The sequence below is a fragment of the Stenotrophomonas capsici genome (genome assembly GCF_034961085.1).
Classification (GTDB): domain Bacteria; phylum Pseudomonadota; class Gammaproteobacteria; order Xanthomonadales; family Xanthomonadaceae; genus Stenotrophomonas; species Stenotrophomonas capsici.
Map to the genome: position 1 here is coordinate 1 of NZ_JAYFUH010000077.1, position 15,383 is coordinate 15,383.

Consider the following 15,383-nt stretch of genomic DNA (forward strand, 5'->3'; position numbering starts at 1 on the left):
CAGCTCCAGCGCCTGCTTGAGGAAGCCCACGCCGCTGGAGCCGCCGGTGCCCCGCTTGAAGCCGATCACCCGCATCACCGTGCGCATGTGGCGGAAGCGCCACAGCTGGAACTGGGTCTCCAGGTCCACCAGGTCCTCGCACAGCGAGTACTCGCGCCAGTAGCGGTCGGTGTCCTGGTAGATGTTCTCGAAGACATGGCGCAGCGCCGGGTCGCTGACATGCGACTGGGTCCAGTCGTGGCCCTCGTAGGTGGCCGGGATGGCATGGCCGAAGCGCGACAGGTAGGCCAGGAACTCCTCGTACAGGCTGGGGGCCTCCAGCACCTCGCGCAGCTGCGCCTGCCCGGCCGGGTCGTGGGCGAACACGCCCAGCATGTCCGCGTTCTTGTTGCCGAGCAGGAACTCGATGTAGCGGTACTGCAGCGACTGGAAGCCGGACGAGGGCCCGAGCACGTCGCGGAAGCCCATGTATTCGGACGGGGTCAGGGTTTCCAGCACCGCCCATTGTTCGGTCAGCAGGCGCAGCACCTGCTTGCCACGGGCCAGCACCTTCCGGCACTGCCAGACCTCGTCGCGCTGCAGGTGGGCACGCGCGGCGCGCAGCTCGTGGGCCAGCAGCTTCAGCCACAGCTCCGAGGTCTGGTGCTGGATGATGAACAGCATCTCGTCGTGGTGCGGCGGGTTGGACAGCGGCTGCTGGGCCGACAGCAACTGGTCCAGGCGCAGGTAGCCGCCGTAGGTGAGCCGGCCCTGCAGGTCGGTGTGGATGCCTGCCTCGAGCTCACGCTGGTTCTTTTCTACGGTCATCGGCCTTGCCATCTGCGCGGGGCGCAAAGGGTAACGCAGCCGCACGCCCGGTAGCGCGGCGCCAGGCACCGCCGGGTATTGCCGGGATCGCATGCCGGGCACGGCCCGGCCCGGCGGGCATCCCCCGACGGTGCGGTTCCGCGCAAACGGAATAAGAACACTTGCGATGGCAACCGGCGCGACAATGCCCTGCCTTGGCGCGGCCTTGCTGAATACGCTGTATTTGCACGGCCGTGGCGAGGGCCATGGAACGAATCCGGCATTTGTACGGTCAGTCGTGCTGCGCCGCAGGACGGCTTTTCCAGCCTGATTCCTTACCATGCGCAATTCCTATCATTTGAAACCATCTGTTCAAGGTGTTGCTGCAATGACGGTTTCCGCCCAGTTCCAAATCGAATACCTGCAGTACCTGGATGCCGAAGGCAGCCTGGTACGCGACGACCTGCCGGAGTCGCTGCGCGACCCGCGCAGCCTGCTGCCGCTGTTCAAGCAGATGCTGGCCACCCGGGTGTTCGACACCAAGGCGGTTGCCCTGCAGCGCACCGGCAAACTCGGCACCTTCGCCTCCTGCCTGGGCCACGAAGCGGCCCACGTCGGCATCGGCGCAGCCATGAAGAGCGGCGACGTGTTCGCCCCCAGCTACCGCGAGTACGGCGCGATGTTCATGCGCGGCGTGCGCCCGCGCGACGTCCTGATGTACTGGGGCGGCGACGAGCGCGGCAGTGACTACGACCGCGACAGCGACGCCGTCCGCGACTTCCCGATCTGCGTGCCGATCTCCACCCAATGCCTGCACGCGGCCGGCTCGGCGCTGTCGTTCAAGCTGCGCGGCCTGCCGCAGGTGGCGGTCACCGTCTGCGGTGACGGCGGCAGCTCCAAGACCGACTTCTACGCCGCGGTGAACTCGGCCGGCGCCTACCAGCTGCCGCTGATCCTGTGCGTGGTCAACAACGGCTGGGCGATCTCGGTGCCGCGTTCGGCCCAGACCGGTGCCGAGACCCTGGCCCAGAAGGGCCTGGCCGGCGGCCTGTTCTGCCTGCAGGTGGACGGCAACGACCTGATCGCGGTGCTGGCGGCCATGGAGCAGGCGCGCGAACGTGCCCTGTCCGGCAAGGGCGGCACGGTGCTGGAGTTCCTCACCTACCGCCTGTCCGACCACACCACCGCCGACGACGCCCGCCGCTACCGCGACGACGCCGAGGTCAAGGCCGCCTGGCAGCGCGAGCCGCTGATCCGCCTGCGCAAGTACCTCACCGCCGCCGGCGTGTGGAGCGAGGAGGAAGAGAAGGCCTGGATCGCCGAGTGCGGCACCCGCGTGGACGAGGAGGTCAACGCCTACCTCAACTGCCCGGTGCAGCCGGTCGAGGCCATGTTCGATTACCTGTACGCCGATCCGCCGCCGGACCTGCTGGCCCAGCGCGCCGCCGCCATCGCCCTGGAGCAGCGCCATGGATGACATCAAGCGCGCCCTTCCCGGAACCCCGGCCGGCCACGACGTGGCCCACAGCGCGGCCAGCAACAGCGGAGAAACCACCATGACCGCCCCCCCGATCACCCTCATCGAAGCCGTCACCCAGGCCCTTGCATGGGAAATGGAACACGACCCGTCGGTGCTGGTGCTGGGCGAGGACGTGGGCGTCAACGGCGGCGTGTTCCGCGCCACCGCCGGCCTGCAGCAGCAGTTCGGTGCACAGCGCGTGCTGGACACCCCGCTGGACGAGACCACCATCGCCGGCCTCACCGTCGGCCTGGCCGCGCAGGGCATGAAGCCGGTGGCCGAGGCCCAGTTCGACGGCTTCGTCTACCCGATGGTCGACCACATCATCTGCCACGCCGCGCGCCTGCGTAATCGCACCCGTGGCCGCCTGCACTGCCCGATGGTGCTGCGCGTGCCGTGGGGCGGCGGCATCCGTGCGCCTGAGCACCACAGCGAGGCCAACGAAGCCATCTTCACCAACGTGCCGGGCCTGCGCGTGGTGCTGCCGTCCAGCCCGCAGCGTGCCTATGGCCTGCTGCTGGCCGCGATCCGCGAGCCGGATCCGGTGATCTACATGGAGCCCAAGCGCATCTACCGCCAGTACAAGGAAGTGGTCGCCAACGATGGCGAGGCACTGCCGCTGGACGTGTGCTTCGTGCTGCGCGACGGCACCGACGTGACCCTGGTGACCTGGGGCGCGCAGGTGAAGGAAGCGCTGGAGGCAGCCGACAAGCTGGCCGGCGAAGGCATCAGCGCCGAAGTGATCGACGTGGCCACGCTGCGCCCGCTCGACTTCGCCACCATCGCCGAGTCGGTGGCCAAGACCGGCCGCTGCGTGATCGTGCAGGAAGCGCCCAAGACCGCCGGCTTCGGTGCCGAGATCGCCGCCCGCCTGGCCGAGGAGTCGATGTACGACCTGCTCGCCCCGGTCGAGCGCGTCACCGGCTATGACACCCACATCCCGCTGTTCCGCCTGGAAATGAAGTACCTGCCGAGCGTGGAGCGGATCGTGGCGGCGGCCAAGCGCGCGGTGGCGGCGGGCTGACATGCAGGCACGCCTGACCGGCAGCCACCGCAGCCAGTACCGCAATCCGTTGCACGTGCACACCGGGCAGATCGTCGCCCTGGGTGTGCGTGACGAGGAATGGCCGGCGTTCGCGTGGGTGACCACCGACGCCGGCGATGCCGGATGGACGCCGATTGCCTGGTTGCGGATGCTCGACGACGGCCGCGCCGAAGTGCTGCGCGACTACAGCGCGCGCGAACTGGACGTGGACCGTGGCGAGCAGGTGCGGCTGCACCATGAACATGGCGGCTGGTGGTGGTCCGAGCGTGCCGATGGCACGCAGGGCTGGCTACCGGCACGCGAACTTGAATTGCTGGAAGAGAACTGCACATGAGCCAGACCAAGAGCTTCAACCTGCCCGACCTGGGCGAAGGCCTGCCGGACGCCACCATCGTGGAGTGGTTCGTCAAGGAAGGCGACGTGATCAAGCTGGACGAGCCGCTGGTCTCGATGGAGACCGCCAAGGCCGTGGTCGAGGTGCCCTCGCCGGTGTCCGGCAAGGTACTGAAGCTGGCCGGCGCGCCGGGTGACATCGTGGTCACCGGCCACATGCTGGCGCACTTCGAGATCGACCCGAACCTGCCGCAGCGTGCCGAAGGCCAGGACACCGGCCACCACCACGGCGCCCCGGCACCGGCTGCTTCGGCACCTGCACCTGCCGCAGCGCCGGCACCGGCTGCTGCCGCCGAACGTGCCGACGAAGGCACCGTGGTCGGCGCGATGGTCAGCTCCAATGCCGTGCACACCGAGCAGGCCGTGGCCGTCGGTGGCGTCAAGGCAGTGCCGGCCGTGCGCGCGATGGCGCGCAAGCTGGGCGTGGATCTGGCCCGCGTGCGTGCCACCGGCGCCGACGGCGCGGTGACGATGAACGATGTGAAGCAGGCCGCCGAAGCCGGTACCGCCCGCGTCGGCGCACCTCTCCCGCGGGCGGGAGAGGTCGGCGCACAGCGTGCGCCGGGTGAGGGCGCTCCCCCATCCGCCCTGCGGGCACCTTCCCCCGCAGGCGGTGGAAGGGATGAAGCCGCCCGCACCCCGCTTTCCGCCGCCGGCAAGCCGATGCGTACCGCGCCGCCGGGCGTGGTCGCCAAGGGCCAGCCGGAACCGCTCAAGGGCGTGCGCCGCAACATGGCGCGGGTGATGGCCGATGCGCACAGCAAGGTCGTGCCGACCACGCTGACCGACGACGCCGACATCCACGCCTGGGCACCGGGCAATGACATGACCTCGCGCCTGGTGCGCGCGATCGTGGTCGCCTGCCAGACCGTGCCGGCGATGAATGCCTGGTTCGACGGTGACAACCTCACCCGCACCCTGCACGCGCAGGTCGACATCGGCATCGCGGTGGACACCGACGACGGCCTGTTCGTGCCGGCCCTGCGCAATGCCGACATGCTCGACGCCCGTGGCGTGCGCGAGGGCATCAACCGCCTGCGCCAGCAGGTGGAAGACCGCTCGATCGCCGCTTCGGAATTGAGCGGCTACACCATCTCGCTGTCCAACTTCGGCATGTTCGCCGGCCGCTACGCAACGCCGGTCGTCGTGCCGCCGTGCGTGGCCATCGTCGCCGCCGGCCGCGCCCGCTTCCAGCTGACGCCGGTGATGGGTGGCGTGGAAACGCACAAGGTCATCCCGCTGTCGGTCACCTTCGACCACCGCGCCTGCACCGGCGGCGAAGCCGCCCGCTTCCTGCGTGCGCTGATCGACGACCTGGCACGGGCCAACTGACCGGTCCTGCCACCGCAGTCCCGGGGCCCGCAGTGATGCGGGCCCTTTTTTTGGGATCGATGCAGCGCCCCCCCCCTGCTGAACACGCATGCACGCCTGCGGGCCGTTACCATACGGCCCGCTACTTCAATGGGAAAACGCAATGGGAATAATGACAGGGATGGTTGTCGGCGCCGTGATCGGGCTGGGGGCATTGAACGTGATGGCACTGATCGCCAGGAACAGCGGCCGGCCGTTCGACCAGACCACGCTGACCAGCGATGAAGACGTCCTGGCGCAGGTCGCCACCTGGGCACAGGCCAATGGCTACCACCTTGCCAGCGAAGCCGGCCCGAACCGCGTCTACCGCAAGGGCAAAGGCTTCTTGACCGCACCGATGTTCCTGGAAGTCAGCCGCGACGGGAACCGCTACACCTTCCGCAGCTACACCCGCATCAACGGCCTGATCATCAAGGGTGACATGGCCCTGAGCGGTGGCAGCTTCGTCGCCAGCGTGCCGCGCGCAATGGCCCGCAAGGCGCAGAACCTGCTGTTCGCCCAGCTGCACGCGCCGCCAATCCACTGATCGTTGCCGGGCCGGCGGATACCGCGGTGTCATCCTCCGGCGTTACGATGGGCCGGCAAGCCACGCACACGATTCGGTAAACACCATGGACGCTTGGATCTGTACGCAATGCGGTGTACGCAATGGCATCGAGGCACGCGTGTGCTGGCGTTGCGGCACGCATGCCGACGGCAGTGCCCCCGACCCCGAGGCGCACGCGCCGGGCGTCGTGCATGTCCAGGGGCCGCGACAGATGACCTGCCTGCGCTGCACCGACAGCGAAATGGCCTTCATCGGTCGCCGCCGCTTCCACGAGGGCGCGCAGGCGATGCCGTTCCTGCTCGGCGAACTGGGCGAACTGTTCGTGCACCGCGAGGAGTTCGACCTGTACGCCTGCCCGTCGTGCGGCAAGGTGGAACTGTTCCTGTCCAGCAGCCCGCAGTAAGGCGCGCCGATGCAGGACAGGCGCTGGCTGGTCGGATTGTTCGTGCTGGTCTACCTGGCCATGTTGCTGGGCGGCGCGGCGCTCAAGCCCGGGTATTCGCCGGTGGCGCAGTACATCAGTGAACTCGGTGCCACCGGCAGCGCGCACGCGCGGCTGATCAGCCTGGCCGGCTTCATCCCGGTGGGCGTGCTGGGCGCGGTGCTGCTGGTGGTGATGGCCGCGCGCGTACCGCTGATGGGTATCGGGCGCGTCGGCTACTGGCTGCTGCTGTGCGAACCCCTGGCCTGGATCGGCTCGGCGCTGGCGCCATGTGACCTGGGCTGCCCGCATGGCGGCAGCGTCTGGCAGGTGCTGCACAACCTGTTGGGCGTGCTGACCTACCTGGGCACCACGCTGGGACTGGTGTTGATGGCGGCCGCGCCCGGCCTGCGGCCCGCCACCCGGTTGCTGTGGATCGCGCTGGCGATGGCCTGGCTGCTGCTGTTCCTGCTGATGGGCACTCCCGCGCTGGCTGACGTGCGCGGTTTGCTGCAACGCCTGGCCGAATGGCTGGTCTACGGGGCGTTGTGCAGCGCCGCCTGGCACCTGGCCGGCCCGCGCGCCATCGCAACCGGCGCTGCAACCACACGCGGGTAAGCTGCCGGCTCCCCTGCCACCCGGAGCCCTCCATGAGCCACCGCAGCCGTCTTGCCGGATTCATCATCGATTGCCAGGACACCGACAGCGACACCGCCGCCGCGTTCTGGGGCGCCGCACTGGGGCTGGAGGCCGAGCCCAGCGAATCCAACACCGATGGTTCGCAGTACAGCCGCCTGCGCGATGCCCCCGGCCACCTGAATGTCGAGGTGCAGCGTGTCAGCCACGCCTCGCGCGTGCACCTGGACATCGAAGCGGACGACATCGACGCCGAGGCCGACCGCCTGGAAGCCCTGGGCGCCCGCCGCATCGGCTTCGTCAAGCGCTGGTGGGTGATGGAAGCGCCAACGGGCCATCGTTTCTGCGTGGTACGCATGCATCACCCCGAGCAGGGCGCGCCACCGCGCGTCTGGGAGTGAACACCCACGGCATCGGATAATCCGCGCAGCCTTCCCTGGAGATGCAGCCAATGTCCGTTCCCACCCTCACCGGTGCCCGCGTGCTGGTCGCCGGCGGCAGCCGCGGCATCGGCCTGGCCATCGCCGACGCCTTTGCCCGCGCCGGCGCGCGCATCAGCCTGTGCGCACGCAATGCACAGATATTGCAGCAGGCCGCCGTGCTGCTGGAGGCCACCGGTGCGCAGGCGGTCCATGCGCAGTCCTGCGACCTCGCCGATCCGGCGCAGATCGCGCAGTGGGTGGACGCCGCGGCCACCGCGCTTGGCGGCATCGACATCGTCGTCAACAACGCCTCCGGCTATGGCAACGGCAATGACGATGCCAGTTGGCAGGCCGGCTTCGACATCGACCTGATGGCGGCCGTGCGCACCAACCGCTGCGTGCTGCCCCACCTGCGCCGCAGCGCGATGCCGGCCATCCTCAACATCAGCTCGATCAACGCCTCGGTGCCGACCCCACGCGCGGCGGCGTACTCCACGGCCAAGGCCGCGCTGAACTACTACACCACCGCGTTGGCCACCGAGCTGGCGCACGAGCGCATCCGGGTCAATGCCCTGGCGCCAGGCTCGATCGAATTCCCCGGTGGCCTGTGGGAGCGTCGCCGCAGCGAGGAGCCGGCGTTGTACGCACGGATCCGCGACAGGATCCCGTTCGGCGGCTTCGGCGATGTCGAGGACGTGGCGCAGGCAGCGTTGTTCCTGTGTTCGCCGGCGGCGCGCTGGATCACCGGGCAGGTGCTGGCGGTGGATGGCGGCCAATCGCTGCCTGCGTGACCCTCTCAGGAACGGCCTCGGTCACGAAGCCGATCAGGGTTCCTGCACGAGAGCACCCCTCCCCAGCCCTCCCCTTGCCTGCGGCAAAGGGAGGGGGCGTAGGAACGGCTTCGACCGCGAGCCTGCGTCAGAAACAACGTCCCCCCGCCCTCCAGAACTCACGCCAACGCCGCCGAGCCCACCACCCGTTCGCCCGGCGTGGGCGCCAATACCGCCTCCACCAACGCCCCGGCGATCCGTTCGGCCGGATTGATCCGCCAGGCCTTGGGCAGCACCGGCCCCAGCGCGCTCAATACCACCAGGGCGGCGTGCTCACCGGCACGTTTCTCCAGTCGCTCACCGCCGATCAGCCCGGGCCTGACCAAGGTCAACGCATCGAACCCCAGCGCGCGCAGGTCGCGTTCCAGTTCGCCCTTGACCCGGTTGTAGAAGAACCACGAACCGGCATCGGCTCCCATCGCCGAGTTCAACGCGAACACCGCGCAGCCCCGCGCCCGTACCGTGCGGGCGATCAGCAGCGGGTAGCCATGGTCGACCTGGCGGAACGCCTCGCGCGAACCGGCCTGCTTCAAGGTCGACCCCAGTGCGCAGATCGCCGCATCCACCTGCCACCACGGCGCGTCCAGCGGCAAGGCGGCGAAATCCTGCACCGGGTTGTGCAGGCGTGCATCGACCACCGGCAATGGCCGCCGGGTCGGCGCCACCACCGCGCTGCAACGCGCATCGGCCAGCAGGCGCCGCAGCACCTGCGCCCCGACCAACCCGGTCGCCCCCGCCAACAGCACCCGCATGTCCCGCTCCTGTGATCGACTGCGATTCAAGCCCCCCACCACCTTGCCGATAATGAGGCTTGGATACCACCCCGCCCGGGGGCGCCTGCGCGCCCCCGCACCCCCACCCGAACCCGCGCGCCATGGCCGACAGCTCCGATTCCTCCGCACCAGGCAGCCTCGGGCTGGGACGCATCCTGTCGCGTCGGACCAGCTCTGCGCCGCGGCCCGAACCGGCGACGCTGGACAACCCCGGCATGGCCCTGCTGCAGCGCCTGTTCGTCGGCGCCGACAGCCCCGAGCCGCTGCTCGGTGCCTTTGCCCAGGGCATGTGCAGCCTGCCGGGTGAACTGGGCGACATGGGCCAGCGCCTGCACAGCGCGCATGCCGAGCGGGACTGGGAGCGTTATGGCCGCCTGATGCGGCAGCTGATCGACAAGTACATCCGCACCATCGAGCAGGAGCCGCCCGTCGGCAATGGCGAGGCCGCGCAGCTGCGCGACCTGCTGGCCAACACGCTCGATGCGGTGCTGGCGAGCCTGATGCAGCATTCGCCCGAGCTGGAGCAGCAGGCACGGCGGATGGGCGAGGAACTGCGGGCCTGGCGCAGCGGCCAGGCCCTGCAGCCGGTGGCCCAGCACCTGCGCGAGTTGTGCCACCAGGTCGGCGTGCGCAGCGAGGGCCTGCAGGAGCAGCGCGACCTGCTGCTGAGCCTGTTCGATCTGCTGCTGGAGAACATCACCGAGCTGCTCGACGCCGACAGCTGGCTGCACGGCCAGATCCGCAGCGTGCGCCAGCTGCTGTCCGGTCCGCTGGACGGCGATGCGCTGGAGCAGACCCGCAATGACCTGCGCGAAGTGATCTACCGGCAGGGGTTGCTGCGCCAGGGCATCGACGAATCCAAGCAGGCGATGAAGGAACTGATGGTCGATTTCATCGACCAGGTCGACGGCATGGCCATCGAAACCGGCGAGTACCACGACCGCATCGCCAGCTATGCCATCGCCGTGCGCCAGAGCCGCAGCATCGCCGACCTGACCAGCCTGCTGCAGGACGTGCTGCAGGACACCGCGCGCGTGCAAGCGCAGGCCGCGCGGGCGCGTGACCACCTGGCCAATGCGCGCGCCGAAGCACAGGCCGCCGAGCAGCGCGTGCGCCAGCTGGAAACCGAACTGGCCGAAGCCGGCAACCAACTGCGCACCGACCCGCTGACCGGCGCCCTGAACCGGCGCGGGCTCGATGCCCTGCTTTCAAGCCTGCCCGACGACGGGGCCACGCTCAGCATCGCGCTCCTGGACCTGGACCACTTCAGCCAGACCAATGCCGCCTTCGGCCACGCCGGCGGCGACCGTGCGCTGCGCCACCTGGTCGCCACCGCGCAGGCGCGACTGGGCAGCCACGGCCACGTCGCCCGCCTCGGCGGCGACGAATTCGTGCTGGTGCTGCCCGCCATGCCGCAGGCGCAGGCACAGACCCAGTTGCGCCGCCTGCAGGAAGCGCTGGCCCAGCGCCCCTTCCTGCAGGACGACCAGCGGGTGCACGTACGCTTTAGCGCCGGCACGGCGCAACGCCGCCCCGGCGAGCCGACCGAGTTGCTGCTGCAGCGCGCCGACCGCGCGCTCTACGCCGCCAAGCAGGCCGGCCGCGACCAGATACGCAACGCCGACTGAGCCGCCTGCCGTGCGGCCGGCCCCGGCCGACCGCGAACGCCTCTCCCCCGCCGCTGTGATATTCCCTGCGCTGGTGCGAATCACCCTTGCATGGACATCCCCGTGACCGCCAACGCCACGCTGCAGCACCACTTCGCCGACCTGCTGCAGCAGCACCAGGGCATCGTGCTCAAGGTGGCCCGCGCCTGGAGCCAGGCAGCGGAGGACCGCCGCGACCTGGTCCAGGACATCAGCATCCAGGCCTGGCGCGGCTTCGCCTCGTTCGACCCGGACAAGGCCCGGTTCGGCACCTGGCTGTACCGGGTGGCCCTGAACGTGGCCATCTCCCAGCAGCGCAGCCGGCAGTTGCGGCAGCGCCACCACGGCACGCTCGCCCCCGACCCGATGGAATCGGGCCTGGCCGTGGAGGACACCGCCGAGCAGGCTGCCCAGCGCGCACAGCTGCATGCCGTGATCCACGCCCTGCCGCCACTGGACCGCGCCCTGTTGCTGCTGCACCTGGATGACTGCAGCCACCAGGAGATCGGCCAGGTGCTCGGCATCAGCGCCGGCAATGCCGCCACCCGCCTGCACCGCCTGCGCCAGCAGCTGCGCCGGCACCTGTCCCCTTCCCAAGACTGACGAGGCCCCCGATGGAACTGGAACAGCTCAAGGCCGCCTGGGCCGACCAGGCACGACGCATCGACGCGCTGGAGGCCACGGCGCTGGAGGCCTGGCGGCAACCGCGCCAGCAGCAGGTACGCCGCCGCCTGCGCGGCTTCAGCGCGCTGCAGCTGGGTTGGCTGCTGGTGTGGATCATAGTGACGATGCTGGCGGCGGGGTTCTGGATCGCGCATCGCGACGTCCCGCACCTGCTGCTCACCGGCTTGGCCTTCCACGTGTATGGCATCGTCGCGATCTGGGTGTCCATCACCCGCGCCCTGCTGGCGCTGCGCATCGACATGCTCGATGCGCCGGTCCTCCAGCGGATGCAGCAGCTGGCACGGCTGCAACGCTTCACCGCAGCCACCGAACTGGCGCTGGGACTGCCGTGGTTCTGCCTGTGGCTGCTGGCCACGCAGTGGCTGTGCGTGCAGTGGCTGCACCTGGACCTGTACCGGCTGGCGCCGCAATGGTTCGTTGCCACGCTGGGCTTCGGCATCGTGGCGATGCTCGCCAGCGCCGCGCTGGCGCGCTGGGCACTGCGTCGGCTGCCACCAACGCATGGCCTGCAGCGCCTGCTGCAGAGCCTCTCGGGTCACTCACTGGCACGCGCGCAACAGCACCTGCGTGAGCTCTCCACCCCGCCGTGATCCATGCCACGGAGCGTCATCGCATGCAGCGCGGCCCGGGCCGCGCTGCATGCCGGCACCTCAGTGCGCCGGCGCGGAGCCGCCGCGCAGCTTCTGCACCAACGTCACCACCGCCAGCACCACCGCACCGATGCCCACGCCCACCACCACGCTGCCCAGCGCGTTGGCCAGCCACTCCAGGTGGGACGGGGCCAGCCCGACCACGAAGTGGTGCAGCGCCGGGATCGAATGCACCAGGATGCCGCCGCCGACCAGGAACATCGCCGCCGTACCGGCGATCGACAGCCCGCGCATCAGCCACGGCGTGGCATGCAGGATGCCGCGCCCGAGCGCGGCCATCGCCTTGCCCTTGTCCAGCATCCACGCGCCGATGTCATCGAGCTTCACGATGCCCGCCACCAGGCCGTAGACGAACACCGTCATGCCCAGTGCCACGGCGATCAGCGTGGCCACCTGCTGGCCGAACGGCGCGCTGGACACCACGCCCAACGACAGCACGATGATCTCCGCCGAGAGGATGAAGTCGGTGCGCACTGCGCCCTTGATCTTGTTCTTCTCCCAGGCCACCACGTCGGTCCTGTCATCGGCCAGCGCGCGGGTCAGCTCGGCCTTGTGGGCGTCGTCCTCGTCCTTGGAATGCAGGAACTTGTGCGCGAGTTTTTCCACGCCCTCGTAGCAGAGGAAGGCACCGCCGAGCATCATCAGCGGGGTGATCGCCCACGGCAGCCAGGCGCTGATCGCCAGCGCCGCCGGCACCAGGATCGCCTTGTTGAGCAGCGAGCCCTTGGCCACCGCCCACACCACCGGCAACTCGCGGTTGGCGCTGACCCCGGTCACCTGCTGGGCATTGAGGGCCAGGTCGTCGCCCAGCACGCCGGCGGTCTTCTTGGCCGCGACCTTGGTCAGGATGGAAACGTCATCAAGCAGGGTGGCGATGTCGTCGAGCAGGGCGAACAGGCTGGCTCCAGCCATGGGGAGGTTCCGAAGGGGGAAGAGCTGCCGATTCTCACTCATCGGTGCGCCGCAACGCGAGGGGGCCGCATTCACCCTTCGCCCACCCTTCCGCAGCCACACTGGGGATCCCTGCCCCTGTGGACCCCTGCGTTTGAACGAGCAGCCCACCACCAGTGACAGCCCGGCCACCGTTGGCGGCATGAGCCGCCGCCAGCAGATCGTTCGCCTGCTGCTGCGCTATCGCAACTCCGGCGTGTTCTCCGGCATCTCGCTCGACGGCGAGCTGCCGCGCCTGGCGCGCGCGCCGGCCGCCGGTGACCCGACCCAGTTCGTCGCCGACCTGGAGGCGCTGGGCGCCACCTTCGTCAAGCTCGGCCAGGTGTTGTCCACCCGCCCGGACATGATCCCCGCCGAGTACGTGGCCGCGCTGGAGCGCATGCAGGAGAAGGTCGCGCCGATCCCGGTCGAGCAGATCCGCGCCATCGTCGAGGAAGACCTCGGCGCGTCGATCAGCAAGCTGTTCAACTGGTTCGACCCCGAACCGCTGGGCTGCGCCTCCATCGCCCAGGTCCACCGCGCGCAGCTGCGCGATGGCCGGGAAGTGGCGATCAAGGTGCAGAAGCCGGACATCGCCGCGCAGCTGCGCTCGGACATCGGCGTGCTGCGCAGCTTCGCCAGCGCCGCCGACCACCTCACCCGGGTTGGCCGCAAGGTGCGCTTCTCCGATTGGCTGGAGGAGTTCGCCAAGACCCTGCGCATGGAACTGGACTACGAGGCCGAGGCGGCCAGCCTGGCGCGTTTCGGCCAGCACCTGGCGCCCTATCCGGAGTTGTGGGTGCCGCAGCCGATCTGGGACCTGTGCAGCCGGCGCGTGCTGACCATGGAACTGGTGCCAGGCGTGCGCGTGGACGCGATCCCGCCGGTTCGCCGTACCGAACAGCCGATGCTGCCGTTGGCCGCGGCGCTGGTGCGCGGCTACCTGGACCAGATCTTCGTGCATGGCGAGATCCACGCCGACCCGCACCCGGGCAACCTGCGCGTCACCCCGGACGGGCAACTGGCCATCTTCGACCTGGGCATGGTCGCGCACGTGCCGCCGCGCCTGCGCGAACGCCTGCTCAAGCTGCTGTTCGCCGCCGTCGATGGCCGCGGCGAGGAAGTGACCGACGAGATCATCGCCATCAGCACCCGGCTGGAGGACTACAACGAGGAACGCCACCTGCGCGAGACCGGGCAGATGATTGCCCGCTACGCCGCCAACGGCACCGTCTCCGAGGGCCAGGTGGTGCTGGAGATCGTGCGCATCGCCACCGCCAGCAACCTGCGCACGCCGCCGGAACTGAGCCTGCTCGGCAAGGCGCTGCTCAACCTGGAAGGCGTGTGCCGGGTACTGGCACCGGAGATGGATACGCGCAAGGTGGTGGAAAAGCAGCTCCAGCACGTGATGCGCGCGCGGTTCCGCAAGTCGCTTTCGCGCGCCAACCTGGCCAGTGAGGCGATGGAGCTGCAGCACCTGCTGCGCGACGGCCCACGGCGCATGTCCGACATCCTCAGCCTGGTCGCCGAGAACCGCCTGCAGATGAAGGTCACCGGGCTGGAGGAGTCGCGCCTGATGGAAAACATCCAGAAGGTCGCCAACCGCATCGCCGCCGGGCTGATCACCGCCGCGCTGCTGCTCTCCTCGGCCTTGCTGATGCAGGTGCCCACGCGCTTCACGCTGTTCGGTTACCCGGCGTTCGCGATCCTGCTGTTCCTGCTGGGCGTGGCGATCGGCATGGGCCTGATCGTCAGCGCGTTGTTGTTCGATCGCCGCACGCGCTCACGCGAACGCGAGGAACGCGGCCACCGCTGAAGGCTCAGGCAGCCTTGGGATGCAGCACGACCGAGGGCGTCGCAGGCATGCCCGCGCACTTGCCATTGAAGAACTCGACGCTGTCGCCGGCCTCGCGCACGGCCAGCGCATACAGCAACGGCAGCGCACTCGGCGCCAGGTGCATGTCCCGCTCACCACCGGGCGCGGGCAGCCGGCATTCGGCCAGGCGCACGATGTCGCCCGCGTCGATCAACTGGCCCACCTGGTCACGGAAGCACGACACCTGTTGGCGCGTGGCATCGTCAGCATCCGGGCAGATGGTGCCGATGCCGGCGATCAGGACGCCCTGCTCGCGCAGTGGCCGCAGCCATGCCGCCAACGCGGCATGTTCCAGCGCCGACAGCTCCGAATCCAGGCTGATCTGCACCACCGGGATATCCGCCTGCGGGTATAGCGCCTGCACCAGCTGCACGACTTCCGGATCCAGCGGATGACTGCTGTCCAGGCGTGCACTCGGCATGTCGAGCAGGCCGGCGACGCGGCGCGCCACCCGCGTGGATACCGATTCCATCGCGTGCAGGCTGTCCTGCTCGGGCGCGATGCTGATGCAGACCCCGCGCGTCTGCCAACGCGGCGAGACACACACGATCGCGCGCGGGCGCGGGTAGGCCTGGGTGGCCTGCTGCAACGCGGCGGCATCCCAGCCAGGCACGGACAACTCTTCCAGGCCGGCGAACAAGGCCGGCATGCGTTGCAATTCCATTGATTTCCCCTTGAGGCGGGGGCCGGCTCCTGTTGCTGGCAGCCATCGATGGCGACCGTAAGAGCTGCTGTTCCCCGGAGATCGGTGATGGCCTGCGGCGCCACTTCACCTTGCGATGCACAAAATGATGCCTAGCACGTCATGGCTGGATCATGAATAGGCGAATTGCCCGTTTTTGACCGAAACATTT

17 protein-coding genes are annotated in these 15,383 nt (G+C 69.3%); 13 read left to right on the forward strand and 4 right to left on the reverse strand.

The annotated features are described in order from the left end of the window. The coding region (locus tag VA603_RS06495; RefSeq protein ID WP_323438307.1) for a tryptophan 2,3-dioxygenase at positions 1-807 on the reverse strand (807 nt) is incomplete at its 3' end. 367 nt (positions 808-1,174) lie between these two features. Between VA603_RS06495 and pdhA the strand changes: the two genes are divergently transcribed. The 9 genes from pdhA to VA603_RS06540 all read left to right on the forward strand — a co-directional run bounded on the left by pdhA (position 1,175) and on the right by VA603_RS06540 (position 7,931). Continuing rightward, positions 1,175-2,263, forward strand: coding sequence for a pyruvate dehydrogenase (acetyl-transferring) E1 component subunit alpha (gene pdhA / locus VA603_RS06500; RefSeq protein ID WP_132863255.1), 1,089 nt, complete (start codon positions 1,175-1,177; stop codon positions 2,261-2,263). Between the two features lie 79 nt (positions 2,264-2,342). Continuing rightward, the gene (locus VA603_RS06505) at positions 2,343-3,329 is read left to right on the forward strand and encodes an alpha-ketoacid dehydrogenase subunit beta (protein ID WP_425603670.1); all 987 of its coding nucleotides are present in this window, start codon (positions 2,343-2,345) and stop codon (positions 3,327-3,329) included. 1 nt (position 3,330) lies between these two features. Then, complete coding sequence (locus VA603_RS06510) at positions 3,331-3,684, forward strand: SH3 domain-containing protein (RefSeq protein ID WP_132863251.1); 354 nt, start codon at positions 3,331-3,333, stop codon at positions 3,682-3,684. Then, a complete protein-coding gene (locus VA603_RS06515; RefSeq protein WP_323438309.1) occupies positions 3,681-5,075 on the forward strand; it encodes a dihydrolipoamide acetyltransferase family protein in 1,395 nt (464 codons plus the stop codon). The genes VA603_RS06510 and VA603_RS06515 overlap by 4 nt, the downstream gene beginning before the upstream one ends. Positions 5,076-5,226: 151 nt before the next feature. Further along, entirely contained in the window at positions 5,227-5,640 is a 414-nt protein-coding gene (locus VA603_RS06520) for a hypothetical protein (RefSeq protein ID WP_132863247.1), read from the forward strand. A gap of 85 nt (positions 5,641-5,725) precedes the next feature. After that, positions 5,726-6,064, forward strand: a complete 339-nt coding sequence (locus VA603_RS06525; protein WP_132863246.1) for a hypothetical protein — start codon at positions 5,726-5,728, stop codon at positions 6,062-6,064. 9 nt (positions 6,065-6,073) lie between these two features. After that, positions 6,074-6,700, forward strand: a complete 627-nt coding sequence (locus VA603_RS06530; protein WP_323438310.1) for a DUF998 domain-containing protein — start codon at positions 6,074-6,076, stop codon at positions 6,698-6,700. Positions 6,701-6,732: 32 nt separating this feature from the next. Continuing rightward, positions 6,733-7,119: a VOC family protein gene (locus tag VA603_RS06535; RefSeq protein WP_132863242.1), complete on the forward strand. Its 387-nt coding sequence runs from the start codon at positions 6,733-6,735 to the stop codon at positions 7,117-7,119. A gap of 50 nt (positions 7,120-7,169) precedes the next feature. Continuing rightward, entirely contained in the window at positions 7,170-7,931 is a 762-nt protein-coding gene (locus VA603_RS06540) for an SDR family NAD(P)-dependent oxidoreductase (RefSeq protein ID WP_323438311.1), read from the forward strand. A 158-nt stretch (positions 7,932-8,089) separates the two neighbouring features. Here the strand turns inward: VA603_RS06540 and VA603_RS06545 are convergent, their stop codons facing one another. Continuing rightward, entirely contained in the window at positions 8,090-8,722 is a 633-nt protein-coding gene (locus VA603_RS06545) for a Rossmann-fold NAD(P)-binding domain-containing protein (protein ID WP_132863238.1), read from the reverse strand. Between the two features lie 122 nt (positions 8,723-8,844). On the opposite strand from VA603_RS06545, the gene VA603_RS06550 reads away from it, so the two are divergent. The 3 genes from VA603_RS06550 (at position 8,845) to VA603_RS06560 (ending at position 11,663) form a co-directional block, all read left to right on the forward strand. Beyond that, complete coding sequence (locus VA603_RS06550; RefSeq protein WP_323438312.1) at positions 8,845-10,371, forward strand: GGDEF domain-containing protein; 1,527 nt, start codon at positions 8,845-8,847, stop codon at positions 10,369-10,371. 90 nt (positions 10,372-10,461) lie between these two features. Continuing rightward, positions 10,462-10,992: an RNA polymerase sigma factor gene (locus VA603_RS06555; RefSeq protein ID WP_132863234.1), complete on the forward strand. Its 531-nt coding sequence runs from the start codon at positions 10,462-10,464 to the stop codon at positions 10,990-10,992. 11 nt (positions 10,993-11,003) lie between these two features. Then, positions 11,004-11,663, forward strand: coding sequence for a hypothetical protein (locus VA603_RS06560; RefSeq protein WP_323438313.1), 660 nt, complete (start codon positions 11,004-11,006; stop codon positions 11,661-11,663). 60 nt (positions 11,664-11,723) lie between these two features. Here the strand turns inward: VA603_RS06560 and VA603_RS06565 are convergent, their stop codons facing one another. Continuing rightward, positions 11,724-12,635 (reverse strand): DUF808 domain-containing protein, encoded by a 912-nt coding sequence (locus VA603_RS06565; RefSeq protein ID WP_192286860.1) that lies wholly within the window; start codon positions 12,633-12,635, stop codon positions 11,724-11,726. Between the two features lie 181 nt (positions 12,636-12,816). Here VA603_RS06565 and VA603_RS06570 point away from each other — a divergent pair, with 181 nt between their 5' ends. Continuing rightward, positions 12,817-14,469 (forward strand): ABC1 kinase family protein, encoded by a 1,653-nt coding sequence (locus VA603_RS06570; RefSeq protein WP_243694074.1) that lies wholly within the window; start codon positions 12,817-12,819, stop codon positions 14,467-14,469. A 4-nt stretch (positions 14,470-14,473) separates the two neighbouring features. Here VA603_RS06570 and VA603_RS06575 read toward each other — a convergent pair whose 3' ends face one another. Beyond that, on the reverse strand, positions 14,474-15,193 hold the full coding sequence (locus tag VA603_RS06575; RefSeq protein ID WP_132863227.1) for a DODA-type extradiol aromatic ring-opening family dioxygenase: 720 nt from the start codon (positions 15,191-15,193) through the stop codon (positions 14,474-14,476). Positions 15,194-15,383 lie beyond the last annotated feature (190 nt).

Coding starts and splice junctions, on each gene's coding strand:
- pdhA (WP_132863255.1), top strand. CDS start 1,175: ATGACGGTTTCCGCCCAGTTCCAAATCGAATACCTGCAGTACCTGGAT.
- VA603_RS06505 (WP_425603670.1), top strand. CDS start 2,343: ATGACCGCCCCCCCGATCACCCTCATCGAAGCCGTCACCCAGGCCCTT.
- VA603_RS06510 (WP_132863251.1), top strand. CDS start 3,331: ATGCAGGCACGCCTGACCGGCAGCCACCGCAGCCAGTACCGCAATCCG.
- VA603_RS06515 (WP_323438309.1), top strand. CDS start 3,681: ATGAGCCAGACCAAGAGCTTCAACCTGCCCGACCTGGGCGAAGGCCTG.
- VA603_RS06520 (WP_132863247.1), top strand. CDS start 5,227: ATGACAGGGATGGTTGTCGGCGCCGTGATCGGGCTGGGGGCATTGAAC.
- VA603_RS06525 (WP_132863246.1), top strand. CDS start 5,726: ATGGACGCTTGGATCTGTACGCAATGCGGTGTACGCAATGGCATCGAG.
- VA603_RS06530 (WP_323438310.1), top strand. CDS start 6,074: ATGCAGGACAGGCGCTGGCTGGTCGGATTGTTCGTGCTGGTCTACCTG.
- VA603_RS06535 (WP_132863242.1), top strand. CDS start 6,733: ATGAGCCACCGCAGCCGTCTTGCCGGATTCATCATCGATTGCCAGGAC.
- VA603_RS06540 (WP_323438311.1), top strand. CDS start 7,170: ATGTCCGTTCCCACCCTCACCGGTGCCCGCGTGCTGGTCGCCGGCGGC.
- VA603_RS06545 (WP_132863238.1), bottom strand. CDS start 8,722: ATGCGGGTGCTGTTGGCGGGGGCGACCGGGTTGGTCGGGGCGCAGGTG.
- VA603_RS06550 (WP_323438312.1), top strand. CDS start 8,845: ATGGCCGACAGCTCCGATTCCTCCGCACCAGGCAGCCTCGGGCTGGGA.
- VA603_RS06555 (WP_132863234.1), top strand. CDS start 10,462: ATGGACATCCCCGTGACCGCCAACGCCACGCTGCAGCACCACTTCGCC.
- VA603_RS06560 (WP_323438313.1), top strand. CDS start 11,004: ATGGAACTGGAACAGCTCAAGGCCGCCTGGGCCGACCAGGCACGACGC.
- VA603_RS06565 (WP_192286860.1), bottom strand. CDS start 12,635: ATGGCTGGAGCCAGCCTGTTCGCCCTGCTCGACGACATCGCCACCCTG.
- VA603_RS06570 (WP_243694074.1), top strand. CDS start 12,817: ATGAGCCGCCGCCAGCAGATCGTTCGCCTGCTGCTGCGCTATCGCAAC.
- VA603_RS06575 (WP_132863227.1), bottom strand. CDS start 15,193: ATGGAATTGCAACGCATGCCGGCCTTGTTCGCCGGCCTGGAAGAGTTG.